This is a genomic window from Actinomadura geliboluensis (genome assembly GCF_043197915.1).
Classification (GTDB): domain Bacteria; phylum Actinomycetota; class Actinomycetes; order Streptosporangiales; family Streptosporangiaceae; genus Spirillospora; species Spirillospora geliboluensis.
In genome coordinates this window covers 73,295-90,215 of record NZ_JBICUA010000006.1, presented here as the reverse complement: position 1 = coordinate 90,215, position 16,921 = coordinate 73,295, and the positions used below count along the sequence as shown (strand labels likewise).

The window sequence follows — 16,921 nt, the reverse complement described above, 5'->3', positions numbered from 1 at the left end:
CTGGCGCTCCGCTCCAGGCGCCGGTCAGTCGGAGGTGCCGATTCCTATGCCGAATTCGCGGTAGACGCGTTCCCAGAAGCCGTCGCGGAGCCAGGTGCGGGCCTCCTGGTAGGGGCGGAGGGAGGAGCCCAGCTCCTTCTCGGCCTCGATCAGCAGTTCCTTGTCGATGACGGGCGGCAGGATGGGGCCGGGGAGCAGGTCGCGGATGTTGTCGCGGCCGCGCTCGAAGATCCACTTCTGGGCGACGTGCTCGCCTATCTCCAGCATGTGGTCGCGGTCGGGGCCGAGCTTGCCGTCGGTCTGGGCGGCGGTGGAGTTCAGCGAGGCGGCGACGGTGGCGGGGGTCGCGGCGCCCGGGACCGGGACGGTCGCGCGGACGGCGGCGGGGACCGGCTTCACCGACGGGGGCTTGCCCGCGAACACCTGGGACGGGGACGGGACGGGGTTCGCGCGCTGCGCGGCGGCCGCGGCGTCCCGGACGGCGGCGGCGCTGCCCGGCGCGGGCACCGGCAGCACCTTGGCCTTGGTGAAGTACGGGCGGAGGAACTCGGCGGGCAGCACCTCGACGGTGTCGGACTCCCACACCAGCCATTCGGCCTGGTTGGAGCCGTGCGTGGGCTCGACGCCCCACAGGTGCACGCGGACGCCGTAGCGCTGCGCGGCCTCCACGGCGGGCAGCATGTCCTCGTCGCCGGCCAGCAGCACCGCGTCGGTGATCGCGCGGTGCCGGGCGAGGGCCTCCAGGTCGGCGCGCAGCTGCGCGTCCACGCCCTTCTGCTGGCCCTGCGCGTTCAGGTTGCCGAGCCGCAGCTTCACCAGCGGCAGGTTGGCGATCACGCGCTGGTCGACCGTCGGCTGCTTCTTCGGCGCGGCGTCGAACCAGTACACCCGCAGCAGCTCGCCGCGCCGCTGCCCGTCGGCGTGGTCGGTCAGCGCCTTGATCAGTTTCTCGGCGGCGACCCGGTACTCGCGCCGGGATCCGCAGCCGAGCAGCAGCGCACCGGAGGCCGCGTAAAGGTATCCCGCGTCGACGAAGATGGCGTATCGCGCGGGCTGGGCAACGTACTCCGAGGTGGCCATGGCCTTCCACCTTATTCGTGCGGAGGCCCCCACTGGGTGCGAACCACGGTTACATCTCGCTGCGGGCGGTCCGCGGGGAGTCGGTGCGCGGCCCGCCGCGGGCGGGCCGCGCCGCGGCTCATCGGGCAGGTCAGCGCGGTAGGGCGCTCGCCCGCCAGGCGCCCGGGCCGCGCGGCCCGAGGTCGCCCGCGAACGTGTTGCGGACGAGCCGGGACCGGTCCGCCCACCGGGACGGGCGGGCCGGGCCGCCGCCGTCCCGCGCCGCCGCCGCGGCCTGCGCGCGGGCGGTCAGCACGGCGACGAGCGCGGCGATCTCCTCCGGCCCCGGGTCGCCCCGGACGATCTGCAGGAACGGCTTCTGCTCGGAGCTCACGAAAACCGGCCTTCCAGGAGAGTCCGGGTCACAGCGGGATGTTCCCGTGCTTCTTCGGCGGCAGCGTCTTGCGCTTCTCGCGCAGCGACCGCAGCGCCCGCACGACCTGCCCGCGCGTCTCCGACGGCTTGATCACGTTGTCGACGTAGCCGCGCTCGGCCGCGATGTAGGGGTTGGCGAGCGTGTCCTCGTACTCGGTGATCAGCTCGGCGCGGCGGGCGTCCGGGTCGTCCGCGGCGGCCAGCTCGCGCCGGTACAGGATGTTGACCGCGCCCTGCGCGCCCATCACCGCGATCTGCGCGGTCGGCCACGCCAGGTTGATGTCGGCGCCGAGGTGCTTGGACCCCATGACGTCGTAGGCGCCGCCGTACGCCTTCCGCGTGATGATCGTGACGAGCGGGACGGTGGCCTCGGCGTAGGCGAACAGCAGCTTCGCGCCGCGCCGGATGATGCCGTTCCACTCCTGGTCGGTGCCGGGCAGGAAGCCGGGGACGTCCACGAAGGTCAGCACCGGGATGTTGAAGGCGTCGCAGGTCCGGACGAACCGGGCGGCCTTCTCGGACGCGTCGATGTCGAGCGTCCCGGCGAACTGCATCGGCTGGTTCGCGACGATGCCGACCGAGTGGCCCTCGACGCGGCCGAACCCGACGATGATGTTGGGCGCGAACTGCTCCTGGACCTCCAGGAACTCGCCGTCGTCCAGCACCCGCTCGATCGCGGTGTGCATGTCGTAGGGCTGGTTCGGCGAGTCGGGGATGAGGGTGTCGAGCTCCTCGTCCAGCTCGGTGACGTCCACCGGCACGTCGAACGCGGGCGCGTCCGACAGGTTGTTGGACGGCAGGTACGACAGCAGCGCCTTGACGTACTCGATCGCGTCGTCCTCGTCCGACCCCTGGTAGTGGGCGACGCCGGACTTGGAGTTGTGCGAGTGCGCCCCGCCCAGCTCCTCCATCGTGACCTCTTCACCGGTGACCGTCTTGATCACGTCGGGGCCGGTGATGAACATGTGGGACGTCTGGTCGACCATGACGATGAAGTCGGTGATCGCCGGGGAGTACACCGCGCCGCCCGCACACGGGCCCATGACCAGCGAGATCTGCGGGATGACGCCGGAGGCGTGCACGTTCCGCTTGAAGATCTCCGCGTACAGGCCGAGCGCGACCACGCCCTCCTGGATCCGCGCGCCGCCGGAGTCGTTGATCCCGATCACCGGGCAGCCGGTCTTGATCGCGTGGTCCATGACCTTGCAGATCTTCTCGCCGAAGACCTCGCCCAGCGATCCGCCGGAGACGGTGAAGTCCTGGCTGAACACCGCGACCGGGCGCCCGTCCACCGTGCCGTAGCCGGTGACGACGCCGTCGCCGTAGGGCCGGTTCTTCTCCATCCCGAAGTTGGTGGAGCGGTGCCGCGCCATCTCGTCGAACTCCACGAACGAACCGGGGTCGAGCAGCGCGTCGATCCGCTCCCGGGCCGTCATCTTGCCCTTGGCGTGCTGCTTCTCCACGGCGCGCGCGGATCCGGCGTTCACCGCCTCGTAGCGCCGCCGCTCCAGGTCCGCGATCTTCCCCGCCGTGGTGTGGAGGTCGTAGTCCACGGGGGGCTCAGGGGCTTCCGTCGCCATGCCGGTCAGGGTAACCGGCGACTGATGCGGCTCTTGCGGCCGGGTGCCGGTGACCGGGACGAACCCCGCCCCGGCCTGGCTCGTTAGGCTTGGTCGGGTGGCTACGAAGACGCGTGAAACTTTTCGGCAGGACATGCCCGAGCCGCTGCGCCGCGACGTCCGGCTGCTGGGCGCGATGCTCGGCGACGGGCTCGTGGAGTACGGCGGGAAAGAGCTGCTGGACGACGTCGAACGGCTCCGCCACGCCGTGATCGCGGCGCGCCGCGGCGAGACCGGCATCGACGAGGTCGCCGCGCTCGTCGACGGCTGGACGCTGGAGCGCGCCGGGCTGGTGGCCCGCGCCTTCACCGTGTACTTCCACCTGACGAACCTCGCCGAGGAGCACCACCGCATCCGGACGCTGCGGGAGCGCGACACCGGCGACACCGTGCCGGGGTCGGTGGCCGCCGCGATCGAGGAGATCCGCGCGTCCGGCGACGGCCGGCCGACGGAGATCGTCGAGGGCCTGGAGTTCCGGCCCGTCTTCACCGCGCACCCGACCGAGGCGCGCCGCCGCGCCGTGGTCACCGCGATCCAGCGGATCAGCGACCTGCTGACCCGGCTGAACGAGGCGCCCGGCGCGTCGGAGCGGGAGGAGACCGAGCGCAGCCTCCGCGAGGAGATCGACCTGCTGTGGCGGACGGCGCTGCGCCGGCACACCCAGCTCGACCCGCTGGACGAGGTCCGCACCGCGATGGCCGCGTTCGACGAGACGATCTTCCGGGTCGTCCCGCACATCTACCGGGCGCTGGACCGCGCCCTCGACGGCGCGGAGACCGGCACCCGGCCCCCGAAGGCGCACCCGTACCTGCGGTTCGGCAGCTGGATCGGCGGCGACCGCGACGGCAACCCCTACGTCACCGCGCAGGTCACCCGGGACGCCGTCATGATCCAGGCCGAGCACGTCCTGCACGCGCTGGAGAACGCGACCGCCCGGATCGGCCGGGAGCTGACCGTCCACGAGACGACCACGCCCGCCTCGCCCGGCCTGCTGGACGCCCTCGCCGCCGCCCGCACCGCGCAGCCGGGCCTGATCGCGGAGATCGCCAAGCGCTCGCCGGGCGAGCCGCACCGCCAGCTCCTGCTGCACGCCGCGGCCCGCATCGCCGCGACGCGGGAGCGCAACGCCGACCTGGCCTACGCGTCCCCGGAGGAGCTGCTCGCCGACCTGCGCGCCGTCCAGGACTCCCTCGCCGCCGCGGGCGCCGTCCGGCAGGCGTACGGGCGCGTCCAGCAGCTGATCTGGCAGGTCGAGACGTTCGGTTTCCACCTCGCCGAGCTGGAGATCCGCCAGCACTCCGAGCTGCACGAGCGGGCCCTCGCCGAACTCGACGGCGAGCGGTCGGAGATGACCGAGGAGATCCTGGAGACCCTCCGGGTCGTCGCCTGGATCCAGCGGCGCTTCGGCGTCCGCGCCTGCCACCGCTACATCGTCTCGTTCACCCGCTCCGCCCAGGACATCGCGAACGTGCACGCGCTCGCCGAGTCCCTCGGCGAGGGGGCGCCGGTGCTGGACGTCATCCCGCTGTTCGAGACCGGCGAGGACCTGGAGCACGCCCCGGCCGTCCTGGACGGGATGCTGGAGATCCCCGCCGTGCGGCGCCGCCTGGACGACACCGGCCGCCGCCTGGAGGTCATGCTCGGCTACAGCGACTCCGCCAAGCAGCTCGGCCCGACCAGCGCGACCCTCCGCCTGTACGACACGCAGGAGGCCCTCGCCGCGTGGGCGGCCCGCCACGACATCAAGCTCACGCTGTTCCACGGACGCGGCGGCTCGCTCGGCCGCGGCGGCGGTCCCGCGAACCGCGCGATCCTCGCGCAGGCGCCCGGCTCGGTCGCGGGCCGGTTCAAGGTCACCGAGCAGGGCGAGGTCATCTTCGCCCGCTACGGCCACCGCGAGATCGCGCGCCGCCACGTCGAGCAGGTGACCAGCGCCGTCCTCCTCGCCTCGACCGACCCCGTGCAGGACCGCGCCCGCGAGGCCGCCGCCCGGTTCCGCCCGCTCGCCGACAAGATCAGCGACGCGGCGCGGTCGGCGTTCCGCGCCCTCATCGAGACCCCGGACTTCGCCGTCTGGTTCGCCCGGGTGAGCCCCCTCGAAGAGATCTCCGAGCTGCGCATCGGCTCCCGTCCCGCCCGCCGCAAGGCCGCCCGCGGCCTGGAGGACCTGCGCGCCATCCCCTGGGTGTTCGCCTGGACGCAGACCCGCGTCAACCTGCCCGGCTGGTACGGCCTCGGCAGCGGCCTTGCCGCCGTCTCCGATGACGGCCGCGACCTCACCGAGCTCCGCGAGGCGTACGAGGCGTGGCCGCTGTTCAACACCCTCCTCGACAACGCCGAGATGAGCCTCGCCAAGTCCGACCGGGCGATCGCCGAGCGCTACCTGGCCCTGGGCGAGCGGCCCGAACTCTCCGAGACCGTCCTGGCCGAGTACGACCGCACCCGGCGCCTGGTGCTCGCGGTAACGGGCCACGAACGCCTCCTGGAGAACCGCCGCGTCCTGTCCCGCGCCGTCGAGCTGCGCAACCCGTACGTGGACGCCCTCTCCCACCTGCAACTGCGGGCCCTGAAGGCCCTCCGCGCGGGCGTGGAGAACGACGACGAGCGCGCCCACCTGGAAGAAGTGCTCCTCCTGTCGGTCAACGGCGTCGCCGCCGGCCTCCAGAACACCGGCTGACCGGGGCAGAATCGGCTGCATGAGGTACGCACTGCTGATCTGCGACGACGAGAAGGTCTCGCCGTCCAACGCGGAGATCGCGGCCGACCCGGGGCACCGGGCGTGGCTCGCCGACCTGGAGCGGCGCGGCGCGGAGCGCTTCGGCGTGCGGCTGCGTCCCGTCGCGGACGCGACGACGGTCCGGGTCCGGGACGGGGAGACCCTCGTCTCGGACGGGCCGTACGCCGAGACGAAGGACTTCGTCGGCGGCGTCGTGATCATCGAGTGCGCCGATCTGGACGAGGCCATCCATATCGCCGCGGGCCATCCCTACGCGCGGTGGGGCGGAGTCGAGGTCCGTCCCGTCTGGGAATGACCGCGCCGGACGGCGTGCGCGCGGCGGTCGACGCCGCCTACCGGGACGAATGGGGCCAGGTCGTCGCGACCCTCATCGGCCTGACCGGGGACTGGGACCTCGCCGAGGACTGTGCGCAGGACGCGTTCGCCGCCGCCCTCGCCACCTGGCCCCGCGACGGCGTCCCGGACCGCCCCGGCGCCTGGCTCACGACGGCGGCCCGCAACCGCGCCGTCGACCGGCTGCGCCGCGACGCCGCCGGCGCGGCCAAGCTGCGCGCCCTCGCCGCCCCGGCCCGCGACCCCGGCCCGCCGCCGGACGACGACATCCCGGACGAGCGGCTGCGGCTGATCTTCACCTGCTGCCATCCGGCGCTGCCGCTCCCGGCCCGGGTCGCGCTGACCCTGCGCACGCTGGCCGGGCTCAGCACCGCCGAGATCGCCCGCGCCCTGCTGACCGCCGAGCCCGCGATGGCGCAGCGCCTCGTCCGCGCCAAACGCAAGATCCGGGAGGCGGGCGTCCCGTACCGGGTGCCGCCCGCCGAGCTCCTCCCGGAGCGGCTCGACGCCGTCCTCGCCGTGCTGTACCTGATCTTCAACCAGGGGTACGGCGAGCCGGACCCGGCCCGCCCCCTGGCGGCCGAGGCCGTCCGCCTCGCCCGCGTGCTCGTCCGGCTGATGCCGTCCGAACCCGAGCCGAGCGGCCTGCTCGCGCTGATGCTCCTGCACGGGGCGCGGCGCGCGACCCGCACGGCCGGCGGCGTGCTCGTCCCGCTGGAGGACCAGGACCGCTCCCGCTGGGACCGCGCGCTGATCGACGAGGGGGTGGCGGTGCTCGACCGGGCGATGGCCCTGCGGCGGCCCGGGCCGTACCAGGTGCAGGCCGCGATCGCCGCCTGCCACGCCACCGCGCCCGACACGGCGAGCACGGACTGGCCGCAGATCGCCGCGCTCTACACCGAACTGGCGCGGCTGGCCCCGTCCCCGGTCGTGGACCTCAACCGCGCCGTCGCGATCGCGATGGCGGACGGGATCCAGGCGGGGCTGGCCCTCGTCGACGAGCTGACGGCGTCCGGCCGGCTCGCCGGCTACCACCTGCTCCCCGCGACCCGGGCCGACCTGCTCCGCCGGGCGGGCCGTCCCGCCGAGGCCAGGGCCGCGTACGAGGAGGCGCTGGAGTTGGCGCCGACCGAAGCCGAGCGCCGCTACCTGGCCGGACGCCTCCGCGAACTCTGATTCCAAGATTTTTTCCCGGCGATGTCGATCCGGGGCGGCCGCCCTTCGTCGGTGGGGTGAAAGTCCATCGAGAGCGAGGGAAGATCCCATGGACACCGACACGACTCCGCTGCCCGACGTGGTCGACCGGGCCGCCTTCCAGGCCGAACTGGACGCGCTGCGCGTCCGCGAGAAGGCGCACACCCGCGCGGGCGACGCGATCGCGGCCGCCCGGCGCCGGCTGCCGATGGTCGAGGTGGACGCCAAGGCCCCGCTGACCGGCCCGGACGGCCCGCTCACCCTGCTGGACGCGTTCGAGGGCCGCAGCCGGCTGATCGCCTACTACATGATGTGGCACACAGGCCACCCCGCCGCGGAGCAGTGCGAAGGCTGCACGTACTACAACGGCCAGGTCCGCGAGCTGGCCAACCTGCACGCCGCGGGCATCACCTACGCGACGTTCTGCCAGGGCCCCTACGAGGAGAGCGTCCGGTACCGCGACTTCATGGGCTGGACCATGCCCTGGTACTCCGTCCAAGACCCCGCCGAGACCCTGCTGACCGGCCGCACCGCGGGCATGTTCCACCTGGTCTGCTACCTGCGCGACGGCGACCGGGTCTTCGAGACCTACTGGACGAACGGCCGCGGCGTGGAGGCCATGGACATCGCCTACTCGCTGATGGACATGACCGTCTACGGCCGCCAGGAGACCTGGGAGGACTCACCCGCGGGCTGGCCCAGGGCGGGCTCGGTCGACGGCGGCTTCTTCCGCACCGACGGCCGTCCCACCGCCCAGTGGCCCCGCCTGCGAGCAGGCCACTCCGACGACCTGGGCGCCGCCTGAGCGGCAGCCCGCGCCCGATCAGCCCGCGCCCGATCAGCTCGGCCAGTTCGGCTTGCGCTTCTCGTTGAAGGCGGCGATGCCCTCGCGGCGGTCGGGGGAGAAGGCGACGGTGCGCCAGGCGTTCTCCTCCAGGTCGAGGCCCGCGTCCAGGCCGACGCCGCCGCCGAGGCGCATCGCGCGCTTCGCGGCGCGGACGGCGGCCGGGGAGTTGCGGGCGATCGCCTTGGCGATGCCGAGGGCCTCCTCGCGGGCGGTGCCGGCGGGGACCTTGCGGTCGGCGAGGCCGTAGGCGAGGGCCTCGCCGACGGCGAGGCGGCGGCCGGTGAAGACCAGGTCGGCGGCCTTGCCGGGGCCGAGGCGGCGCAGCGCGAGCTGGGTGCCGCCGCCGCCCGGCACGAGGCCGACGCCCACCTCGGGCAGCCCGAACACGGCCGTCTCGTCCGCGACGATCATGTCGCAGGAGAGCGCGAACTCGCAGCCGCCGCCGAGCGCGTAGCCGTGCACGGCCGCGATGACGGGCTGCGGCAGGTTCAGCACGCCGCCGAACGCGGCGCGGAAGACGGGCCGCTGCGCGAGGATCTCGTCGTCGGTCATCGCGTTGCGTTCCTTGAGGTCGGCGCCCACGCAGAACGCCTTCTCCCCGGCCGCGCTCAGCACGACGGCGCGGACGGCCGGGTCCGCCGCGACCTCGGCGCAGGCGCCGGTGAGGCGGCGGGCCATCGCCGTCGACAGGGCGTTGAGGGCCTCGGGGCGGTCCAGCACGATCTCCGCGACATGCCCGTCGCGCCGCAGCGTCACTCCATCCATAAGCCGCACCCTAACGAGGACCGGGCCCCCTACCCGACGTCCGGCCCCAAGATCAAGACCGTCATCGGGTTGGATGGAGGCGTGGACTCAGCGTATGGGGATCTCGGACGGCCGCCGCTGCACGAGGGCGCGCTGCGGCGTGCGCTCGTCCGGGAGGGCGGGTTGTGGCGGGAGATCGGGATCGTGGACGAGACCGGCTCCACCAACGCCGACCTCGCGGCGCGGGCCCGGGAGGGCGCGCCGGAGGGCACCGTGCTGGCCACCGAGTGGCAGACGGCGGGCCGGGGCCGCAAGGGCCGGGCGTGGACGGCGCCGCCGCGGTCCGGGCTGGCGTTCTCCATGCTGGTGCGGCCCGCGGTGCCGGTGCAGCGGCTGGGCTGGGCGTCGCTGCTGACGGGCGTCGCCGTCGCCACCGCGATCCGCCGTATGACCGCCTGGTCGCAGCGGGGGGAGCGGTTCCTCGGCGCGGACGCCGACGGCGACACGGCCGTGGACGCCCGCCTCAAATGGCCGAACGACGTGCTCGTCGGCGACCGCAAGCTCGCCGGGATCCTCGCCGAGCGGGTCGACGACGGCCTGGTGATCGGCGTCGGGCTGAACGTGGGCCTGCGGGCCGAGGAGCTGCCGGTGCCGACCGCGACGTCGCTGGCGATCGAGGGCGCGCCGCTCAGCGACCGGGCGCCGCTGCTGCGCGCGATCCTGCGCGAGTTCGAGACCTGGTACCGGGAGTGGACGGCGCTCGGCGGCGATCCGGACACCAGCGGGCTGCGCACCGCCTACCGGGACCTGTGCGTGACGCTCGGCCGCGACGTCCGGGTGGAGCTGCCCGGCGACCAGCGGCTGACCGGGCGGGCACGGGACGTGGACGAGACGGGCCGCCTCGTCGTCGCGGGTCCGGGCGGGGACAGCGCGGTCAGCGCCGGCGATGTGGTGCACGTCCGTTGAACGGGGAACGAGGATCCGCGGTCCGGGCGTTGATCCGAGTGCTGATCTGCAACGATGTGCACGGCGAGTTCCAACTCTTGGGGTTGCTGGTGAGCTGCACTGATATGTCCGGAGATCGACTGATGACGCCGCCGCCGCGGCCCCCGGCGGCGGCGGGCTGAGGGGCGGGAGATGGCGGCCGGATTGCCCGATCCGAAGGAGATCGAGGAGCTCCTGCTCGGCGGCGAGCTGCGGTACAACCGCGTCCAGGCCGTCCGGCTGGCCGGGGTCACCCGCGACTTCGCGGGCCGGATCTGGCGGGCGTTCGGGTACCCGTCCATGCCGGACGAGACGATCGCCTACACCGAGGGCGACGTCGCGGCGCTGGACCGGCTGCGCCGGCTGGTCGACGACGGGATCCTGGACGAGGACGGCGTGGTCCGCCTGGTCCGCGCGTACGGGCAGACGATGACCCGGCTCGCGGAGTGGCAGGTCAACCTGCTGCGCAGCATGCTGACCGGCGACCCGCACGAGACGCCGTCCGCGGAGGCGGTCGACACGGTCGTGGACATCGCCGAGAAGCACATCGGCGAGTTCGAGCCGCTGGTCGTGCACGCGTGGCGGCGGCAGCTCGCGGCGGCCGGCACCCGGGCGCTGGCCGCGGCGGCGAGCCGCGACAACGGCGACCCGGCGGGTCGCCCGATGACCACCGTCGGGTTCGCCGACATGGTGTCCTTCACCCAGGTCAGCCGGGAGCTGGAGGAGATCGAGCTGGCCCGGGTGGTGGAGTGGTTCGAGGAGACCGCCGCCGACATCATCGCCTCCTGCGGCGGCCGGCTGGTGAAGACGCTCGGCGACGAGGTGCTGTTCAGCGCGGAGTCGCCGGAGGTCGGCGCGGAGATCGCGCTGACGGTCGCGGCGGCCATCCAGGACGAGACCGAGGTCCCGGACGTCCGGGTCGGCGTGGCCCACGGCCCCGTCCTGCCGCTGATGGGCGACGTGTTCGGGACCACGGTGAACCTCGCCGCCCGGCTCACCTCGCTGGCCCGCCCGGGCTCCGTCGTGATCGACAGCGAGCTGGCGGCCTGCCTGGAGGGCTCACCGGCCTACGAGGTGACGCGGATCGTGCGGCGCCCGGTCCGGGGCCTCGGCATCGTCCAGCCGTTCGTGCTGCGCCGGAAGGCGGCGTCCGCGGAGACGCCGCGCGACTAGGCGCGGGTCAGTAGGCGCTGGAGCCGCTCTCGGTGGGGGAGTCGGTGAGGCGCTGCAGGTAGTTCTGCTCGCCCAGCGCCTCGACGAGGCTCAGCTCGGTCTCCAGGTAGTCGATGTGCTCCTCCTCGTCGGCGAGGATGTGCTCGAAGAGCCGGGCGGACGTGACGTCGCCGCGCGAGCGCATCAGCTCGATGCCGGGGCGGAGCCGCGCCACGGCCTCCATCTCGATCTCTAGGTCGGCCTTGAGCTGCTCGAAGATCGTCTGCCCGATGCGCAGGGTGCCGAGCTTCTGGTAGTTCGGCAGGCCCTCCAGGAACAGGATCCGGTTGGTGAGCCGCTCCGCGTGCCGCATCTCGTCGAACGACTCGTCGCGGGTGTGCTTGGCCATGCGGAGGAAGCCCCAGTTCTCCTGCATCTTGGAGTGCAGGAAGTACTGGTTGATCGCCGTGAGCTCCGCGGTGAGCTGCTCGTTGAGCAGCGCGATGATCTCTCTGTCGCCTTCCATGGCCCCCATGCTTCCATGGCCGCCGAGTTGGGGACAGCACTAACCCCCGCCCGGCGCGTGTCCGCCTCCTCGGCGGGGCCGTGCGGGGCCGCGGTTTCGTTCAGGCGGCGGTCGGCGGGGCGGCCCCCTCGGCGGTCGGTTCCGCGGCGAGCTCCGCGGCGATCTCGGACGGGGCCGGGGCGGCCTGCTCCGGGACGGCCTGCTCCGGCACGGCGGTGAGCGCGAGCGGGCCGCCGGTCAGGGCGTCCGCCAGCTCGTTGGCCGTCCGGTACTGGCTGACCATGGTGTGGATGCGCTTGGTGCACATGCCGCAGCCGGGCTTGAAGCCGCAGGCGGCCTTGACCGCCTTGGCGGTCGTGCAGCCGCTCGCCATGCAGCCGTGGACGTCGTCCTCGGTGACGGCGTTGCAGATGCAGACGTACATGCCGGTGGGAGACCTTCCGTGCGGCTGGAGCTGGCCCGACGCGCCTCCCCTCGGGCACTTAGGGCGCCCTTATTGAGGTTAGGCTCCCCTAACGTAGCTCAGGAGTGTCCGTTCTGGCCAGTGGACTCCCAATCGGTGTGACTCAAGCCTCAGGGGGAAGGGCTTCCGGCGTGCGCCGCCGGGCCCGCGTCGGCAGCCGTGCAGTCGCCATGGCGCCGGGGCCCGTCGCGGTCCGGACGGGAGGGCGGGACAAGTGGCACAGGTTTGGCCGGGCGACGCGTATCCCCTCGGCGCCCGGTTCGACGGCGCGGGGACGAACTTCGCCGTGTTCTCCGAGGCGGCCGAACGGGTGGAGCTGTGCCTGTTCGACGGGCCGGCGGGCGACGGCGAGGAGACGCGGCTGACGCTCCCCGAGGTGGACGCGTTCGTCTGGCACGGCTACCTGCCGGGCGTCATGCCGGGCCGGCGGTACGGCTACCGGGTGCACGGGCCGTTCGACCCGCGCCGCGGGCAGCGCTGCAACCCGGCGAAGCTGCTCCTCGACCCGTACGCGCAGGCCGTCGAGGGGACGATCGACTGGGACGAGTCGTGCTTCGGCTACGAGTTCGGCGACCCGTGGTCGCGCAACGACGCCGACTCGGCGGGCCACACGATGCGGTCGGTGGTCGTCAGCCCGTACTTCGACTGGGGCGACGACCGGCCGCCGCGCATCCCGTACCACGAGACCGTGATCTACGAGGCGCACGTGAAGGGCCTCACCGCCCGGCACCCGGAGATCCCGCCGGCGCTGCGCGGCACCTACGCGGGCCTCGCCCACCCGGTGATCACCGATCATCTGCGCTCGATCGGGGTGACGGCGGTGGAGCTGATGCCCGTCCACCAGTTCGTCCACGATGACGTGCTGGTGCGGCGCGGCCTGCGCAACTACTGGGGCTACAACACGATCGGGTTCTTCGCGCCGCACAACGAGTACTCCTCGTCCGGGCAGCGGGGCGAGCAGGTGCTGGAGTTCAAGGCGATGGTGAAGGCCCTGCACCAGGCCGGGATCGAGGTGATCCTGGACGTCGTCTACAACCACACCGCCGAGGGCAACCACCTCGGGCCGACCCTGTCGTTCCGGGGCATCGACAACGCGTCCTACTACCGGCTGGCCGACGACGACCCGCGCTACTACACCGACACGACGGGCACCGGGAACAGCCTGCTGATGCGCAGCCCGCACGTCCTGCAGATGATCATGGATTCGCTGCGGTACTGGGTGACCGAGATGCACGTGGACGGGTTCCGGTTCGACCTCGCCGCGACGCTGGCCCGCGAACTGCACGCGGTGGACCGGCTGTCGGCGTTCTTCGACCTCGTCCAGCAGGACCCGGTCGTCTCCCAGGTGAAGCTGATCGCCGAGCCGTGGGACGTCGGCGAGGGCGGCTACCAGGTCGGCAACTTCCCGCCGCTGTGGACGGAATGGAACGGCCAGTACCGCGACACCATGCGCGACTACTGGCGCGGGCAGCCCGGCGCCATGCCCGACTTCGCGTCCCGGCTGACGGGCTCGTCCGACCTGTACGCCGACGACGGCCGCCGCCCGATCGCCTCGATCAACTTCGTGACCTGCCACGACGGGTTCACGCTGCACGACCTCGTCTCCTACGACCACAAGCACAACGAGGCGAACGGCGAGGGCAACCGGGACGGCAGCGACGACAACCGCTCGTGGAACTGCGGCAACGAGGGCCCGACCGACGACCTCGACATCGTCGCGCTGCGGGAGCGGCAGAAGCGCAACTTCCTGACCACGCTGTTCCTGTCGCAGGGCGTCCCGATGCTGCTGCACGGCGACGAGATCGGCCGCACCCAGGGCGGCAACAACAACGCCTACTGCCAGGACACCAAGATCTCGTGGGTCGACTGGACGGGCCTCCGCGACGACACCTTCTTCGACGAGCGCGGCCCCATGCTCGACTTCGTGCGGCGGCTCTCCAGGCTGCGCACCGCGCATCCCGTCTTCCGGCGCCGCCGGTTCTTCCTCGGCGACCAGCGGACGAAGCGCGCCCGCAGGGCCGCGCGGCGGATGGGCGAGGCCGAGGCGGAGTCCGAGGAGCTGCCCGACCTGGTGTGGTTCACGCCGGGCGGCCGGGAGATGGCCGACCGGGACTGGTCCGCGGGCTTCAACAAGTCGCTGAACGTGTTCCTGAACGGCGACGCGATCAGCGAGCCCGACCCGCGCGGGCGGCCGGTCCGGGACGACTCGTTCCTGCTGCTGTTCAACGCGCACGACGGCGACCTGACGTTCACTCTGCCGCCCGCCGTCTACGGGCAGATGTGGATCAAGATGCTCGACACCGCCGACCCGCTGCTCGCCGAGGAGGAGTCGCCCGTCGTGAAGGCCCGCGAGAACGTCCCGGTCGGCGCCCGCTCGATCCAGGTCCTGCGCCGCGTCTGACCCCCATGCGCCCCGCCGCCGAGAGCCCCGCCGCCGAGAGCCCCGCCGCCGCCGAGACGAACGACGAGATGGACGCCGAACCCGCCGCCGAGGAACCGCTCCCCGCCGACCCCCCAGAGGAAGCCGTGTCCGAGGACCACAGCACCGAGAAGGACCAGGCCGACACCCCCGGCCTCGACCCGCTGACCGCACCGCCGTCCGGCACCTACCGCCTCCAGCTCCGCGGGACGCCCGAGGAGCGCTTCGGCTTCGCCGAGGCCGCCGCGCTCGCGCCCTACCTGGCGTCCCTCGGCGTGTCCCACGTGTACCTGTCCCCGATCCTGCAGGCCGCGCCGGGCTCCGCACACGGCTACGACGTCGTCGACCACTCCCGGCTGTCCGAGGAGCTGGGCGGCGCCGAGGCGTTCGGCGCGATGGCCACCCGGTTCCGCGCGCACGGCCTGCGGCTGCTGGTCGACGTCGTCCCGAACCACATGGCGATCCCGGACCCCCACGACCTGAACCTGCCGCTCGCACGGGTCCTGGAGGACGGGCCGGGCTCGCCGTTCGCGCGGTGGTTCGACGTCGACTGGGACGCGGGCGGCGGCCGGATCGCGCTGCCCGGCGAGGGCGAGCCCAACTACCGGCGGTTCTTCGACATCTCCGGGCTCATCGGGCTCCGCCAGGAGGACCCCGAGGTCTTCCGGCGTACGCACGCGCTGCTGCTCGGCCTGGTCGAGCGGGACCTCGTGGACGGCCTGCGCGTCGACCACCCGGACGGCCTCGCCGACCCGCGCGGCTACCTGCGCCGGCTGGCGGAGGCCGCGCCGGGCCGCTGGCTGCTCGTCGAGAAGATCACCGAGGGGGAGGAGCGGCTGCCGCCGGACTGGCCGTGCGCGGGCACCACCGGGTACGACTCGCTCGGCATGGTCGGCGGGCTGTTCGTCGACCCGGCCGGGGAGAAGCCGCTCACCGACTACTACGTGTCGCTGACGGACAATCCGGCCGAGTTCGAGGAGGTCGAGCACGAGGCCCGCCTGCACGCCGCCACACACGGGCTCAAGCCGGAGATGGACCGGCTCCTGCGCGTCCTCCACCGGGTCGTGGGCGAGCGTCGCCCCGGCATGGAACGGGCCCTGGTCGAACTGCTCGTCGCCATGCCCGTGTACCGCGCCTACGTCGTGCCCGGTGAGGACGCTCCACAGCAGGCCGTGGACGTGTTAACGGAGGCCGCAGACCGTGCGCGCACTCACCTTCCCGAGGAGCTCCACAGCGACCTGGAGGCCGTCGTAGACCTCGCTCTGGGACGGGGTGAGCGCACCGACGCCGAGTTCATCGTGCGGTTCCAGCAGACGTCCGCGCCGCTCGCCGCCAAGGGCGTCGAGGACACCGCGTTCTACCGGTGGAACCGGATGGCCGCGCTGAACGAGGTGGGCGGCGCCCCAGAGCGGTTCTCCGTCAGCCCGGAGGACTTCCACGCGTACTGCATCAGGCTCGCCCGCGACTGGCCGCAGACGATGACGACCCTCTCCACGCACGACACCAAGCGCGAAGAGGACGTACGGGCGTGGCTGTCGGTCGTGGCGGAGATCCCGGGCGAGTGGAAGGAGGCCGTGGAGCGCTGGCGGACGTGGGGCCCGACCCCATCACCGCTGGAGCCCGACCTTGAATACCTCCTCTGGCAGACCCTCGTCGGCGCCTGGCCCATCACCCAGGATCGTCTGGAGGAGTTCCTCACCAAAGCGATGCGGGAGGCCAAGACCCGCACGTCCTGGGTCGAGCAAGACGCCGACTACGAGAAGGCCGTGCTCGCGTATGCGCGGGGCGTCCTGTCCGACCCCGACCTCATCACCGACATGACGTCGTTCGTCGCCAGGCTGGCCCCCTACGCGCGCGTGAACACGCTGGGGCAGAAGCTCGTCCAGCTGGCCATGCCGGGCGTCCCGGACGTCTACCAGGGCTGCGAGCTGACCGGCCTGGCGCTGGTCGACCCCGACAACCGCCGTCCGGTCGACTACGGGCGGCGCCGCGAGCACCTCGCCCGGCTCGACACCGGCCGCCGCCCGAAAGAGGTCGACGACGAGAAGCTGCTGGTCACGTCGCGGACGCTGCGGCTGCGGCGCGCCCACCCCGAGTGGTTCGGGCCCGGGGGCGCGGGGGGTCGTCCCCTCGCGGGAAGCCCGTACGAGCCGGTCGCGGCGCGCGGGTCGGCGGCCGAGCATCTGATCGGGTTCGCGCGGGGCGGCGCGGTCGCGCTCGCCACCCGGCTGCCCGTGGGGCTGGAACGCCGGGGCGGCTGGAACGGGACGCGGGTGGACGTCCGCCACCAGGGCTGGCGGGACGTGCTGACCGGCTGCACGCACATGGGTCCCTTCCTGGACGCGGACCGCGTCTTCGAGCATCTGCCCGTCGCGCTGCTCGTCCCCAGGGAGTTCGGTAGTTGAGCAC

The 16,921-nt window shown here is 73.0% G+C and carries 14 protein-coding genes; 8 read left to right on the top strand and 6 right to left on the bottom strand.

All coding sequences use genetic code 11. The features are described 5' to 3' along the window. Positions 1-24 precede the first annotated feature (24 nt). The 3 genes from ACGFI1_RS20420 to ACGFI1_RS20410 all read right to left on the bottom strand — a co-directional run bounded on the left by ACGFI1_RS20420 (position 25) and on the right by ACGFI1_RS20410 (position 3,074). The gene (locus ACGFI1_RS20420) at positions 25-1,080 is read right to left on the bottom strand and encodes an NYN domain-containing protein (protein ID WP_301175183.1); all 1,056 of its coding nucleotides are present in this window, start codon (positions 1,078-1,080) and stop codon (positions 25-27) included. A gap of 130 nt (positions 1,081-1,210) precedes the next feature. After that, positions 1,211-1,453, bottom strand: a complete 243-nt coding sequence (locus ACGFI1_RS20415) for an acyl-CoA carboxylase subunit epsilon (RefSeq protein WP_138641635.1) — start codon at positions 1,451-1,453, stop codon at positions 1,211-1,213. Positions 1,454-1,481: 28 nt separating this feature from the next. After that, complete coding sequence (locus tag ACGFI1_RS20410) at positions 1,482-3,074, bottom strand: acyl-CoA carboxylase subunit beta (protein WP_138641634.1); 1,593 nt, start codon at positions 3,072-3,074, stop codon at positions 1,482-1,484. 133 nt (positions 3,075-3,207) lie between these two features. Between ACGFI1_RS20410 and ACGFI1_RS20405 the strand changes: the two genes are divergently transcribed. The 4 genes from ACGFI1_RS20405 to ACGFI1_RS20390 all read left to right on the top strand — a co-directional run bounded on the left by ACGFI1_RS20405 (position 3,208) and on the right by ACGFI1_RS20390 (position 8,182). Next, positions 3,208-5,790 carry a phosphoenolpyruvate carboxylase gene (locus ACGFI1_RS20405; protein WP_392787530.1) on the top strand — a complete coding sequence of 861 codons (2,583 nt, stop codon included), beginning with the start codon at positions 3,208-3,210 and terminating at the stop codon, positions 5,788-5,790. A 19-nt stretch (positions 5,791-5,809) separates the two neighbouring features. Continuing rightward, complete coding sequence (locus ACGFI1_RS20400; RefSeq protein WP_392732547.1) at positions 5,810-6,145, top strand: YciI family protein; 336 nt, start codon at positions 5,810-5,812, stop codon at positions 6,143-6,145. Then, on the top strand, positions 6,142-7,359 hold the full coding sequence (locus ACGFI1_RS20395) for an RNA polymerase sigma factor (protein ID WP_392787078.1): 1,218 nt from the start codon (positions 6,142-6,144) through the stop codon (positions 7,357-7,359). The genes ACGFI1_RS20400 and ACGFI1_RS20395 overlap by 4 nt, the downstream gene beginning before the upstream one ends. A gap of 88 nt (positions 7,360-7,447) precedes the next feature. Beyond that, complete coding sequence (locus tag ACGFI1_RS20390; RefSeq protein WP_392787076.1) at positions 7,448-8,182, top strand: DUF899 family protein; 735 nt, start codon at positions 7,448-7,450, stop codon at positions 8,180-8,182. A 33-nt stretch (positions 8,183-8,215) separates the two neighbouring features. On the opposite strand, the gene ACGFI1_RS20385 is transcribed toward ACGFI1_RS20390, so the two are convergent. Beyond that, positions 8,216-8,989 (bottom strand): enoyl-CoA hydratase/isomerase family protein, encoded by a 774-nt coding sequence (locus tag ACGFI1_RS20385; RefSeq protein WP_392787073.1) that lies wholly within the window; start codon positions 8,987-8,989, stop codon positions 8,216-8,218. Between the two features lie 81 nt (positions 8,990-9,070). Here ACGFI1_RS20385 and ACGFI1_RS20380 point away from each other — a divergent pair, with 81 nt between their 5' ends. Both ACGFI1_RS20380 and ACGFI1_RS20375 read left to right on the top strand, forming a co-directional pair. Continuing rightward, entirely contained in the window at positions 9,071-9,934 is an 864-nt protein-coding gene (locus tag ACGFI1_RS20380; RefSeq protein ID WP_364550677.1) for a biotin--[acetyl-CoA-carboxylase] ligase, read from the top strand. Positions 9,935-10,105: 171 nt separating this feature from the next. After that, the gene (locus tag ACGFI1_RS20375; RefSeq protein ID WP_387078239.1) at positions 10,106-11,125 is read left to right on the top strand and encodes an adenylate/guanylate cyclase domain-containing protein; all 1,020 of its coding nucleotides are present in this window, start codon (positions 10,106-10,108) and stop codon (positions 11,123-11,125) included. A 7-nt stretch (positions 11,126-11,132) separates the two neighbouring features. Here ACGFI1_RS20375 and bfr read toward each other — a convergent pair whose 3' ends face one another. Beyond that, the gene (gene bfr / locus ACGFI1_RS20370; protein WP_138641021.1) at positions 11,133-11,630 is read right to left on the bottom strand and encodes a bacterioferritin; all 498 of its coding nucleotides are present in this window, start codon (positions 11,628-11,630) and stop codon (positions 11,133-11,135) included. 100 nt (positions 11,631-11,730) lie between these two features. After that, complete coding sequence (locus ACGFI1_RS20365) at positions 11,731-12,054, bottom strand: (2Fe-2S)-binding protein (protein ID WP_364550674.1); 324 nt, start codon at positions 12,052-12,054, stop codon at positions 11,731-11,733. 253 nt (positions 12,055-12,307) lie between these two features. Here ACGFI1_RS20365 and glgX point away from each other — a divergent pair, with 253 nt between their 5' ends. Together glgX and treY are read left to right on the top strand one after the other, a co-directional pair. Further along, positions 12,308-14,494: a glycogen debranching protein GlgX gene (gene glgX / locus ACGFI1_RS20360; protein WP_301177505.1), complete on the top strand. Its 2,187-nt coding sequence runs from the start codon at positions 12,308-12,310 to the stop codon at positions 14,492-14,494. Between the two features lie 5 nt (positions 14,495-14,499). Next, on the top strand, positions 14,500-16,917 hold the full coding sequence (gene treY, locus ACGFI1_RS20355; RefSeq protein WP_392787072.1) for a malto-oligosyltrehalose synthase: 2,418 nt from the start codon (positions 14,500-14,502) through the stop codon (positions 16,915-16,917). The last annotated feature ends 4 nt before the right edge of the window (positions 16,918-16,921 follow it).

Coding starts and splice junctions, on each gene's coding strand:
- ACGFI1_RS20395 (WP_392787078.1), top strand. CDS start 6,142: ATGACCGCGCCGGACGGCGTGCGCGCGGCGGTCGACGCCGCCTACCGG.
- ACGFI1_RS20405 (WP_392787530.1), top strand. CDS start 3,208: ATGCCCGAGCCGCTGCGCCGCGACGTCCGGCTGCTGGGCGCGATGCTC.
- ACGFI1_RS20420 (WP_301175183.1), bottom strand. CDS start 1,080: ATGGCCACCTCGGAGTACGTTGCCCAGCCCGCGCGATACGCCATCTTC.
- ACGFI1_RS20410 (WP_138641634.1), bottom strand. CDS start 3,074: ATGGCGACGGAAGCCCCTGAGCCCCCCGTGGACTACGACCTCCACACC.
- ACGFI1_RS20365 (WP_364550674.1), bottom strand. CDS start 12,054: ATGTACGTCTGCATCTGCAACGCCGTCACCGAGGACGACGTCCACGGC.
- ACGFI1_RS20390 (WP_392787076.1), top strand. CDS start 7,448: ATGGACACCGACACGACTCCGCTGCCCGACGTGGTCGACCGGGCCGCC.
- ACGFI1_RS20375 (WP_387078239.1), top strand. CDS start 10,106: ATGGCGGCCGGATTGCCCGATCCGAAGGAGATCGAGGAGCTCCTGCTC.
- bfr (WP_138641021.1), bottom strand. CDS start 11,630: ATGGAAGGCGACAGAGAGATCATCGCGCTGCTCAACGAGCAGCTCACC.
- treY (WP_392787072.1), top strand. CDS start 14,500: ATGCGCCCCGCCGCCGAGAGCCCCGCCGCCGAGAGCCCCGCCGCCGCC.
- ACGFI1_RS20385 (WP_392787073.1), bottom strand. CDS start 8,989: ATGGATGGAGTGACGCTGCGGCGCGACGGGCATGTCGCGGAGATCGTG.
- ACGFI1_RS20400 (WP_392732547.1), top strand. CDS start 5,810: ATGAGGTACGCACTGCTGATCTGCGACGACGAGAAGGTCTCGCCGTCC.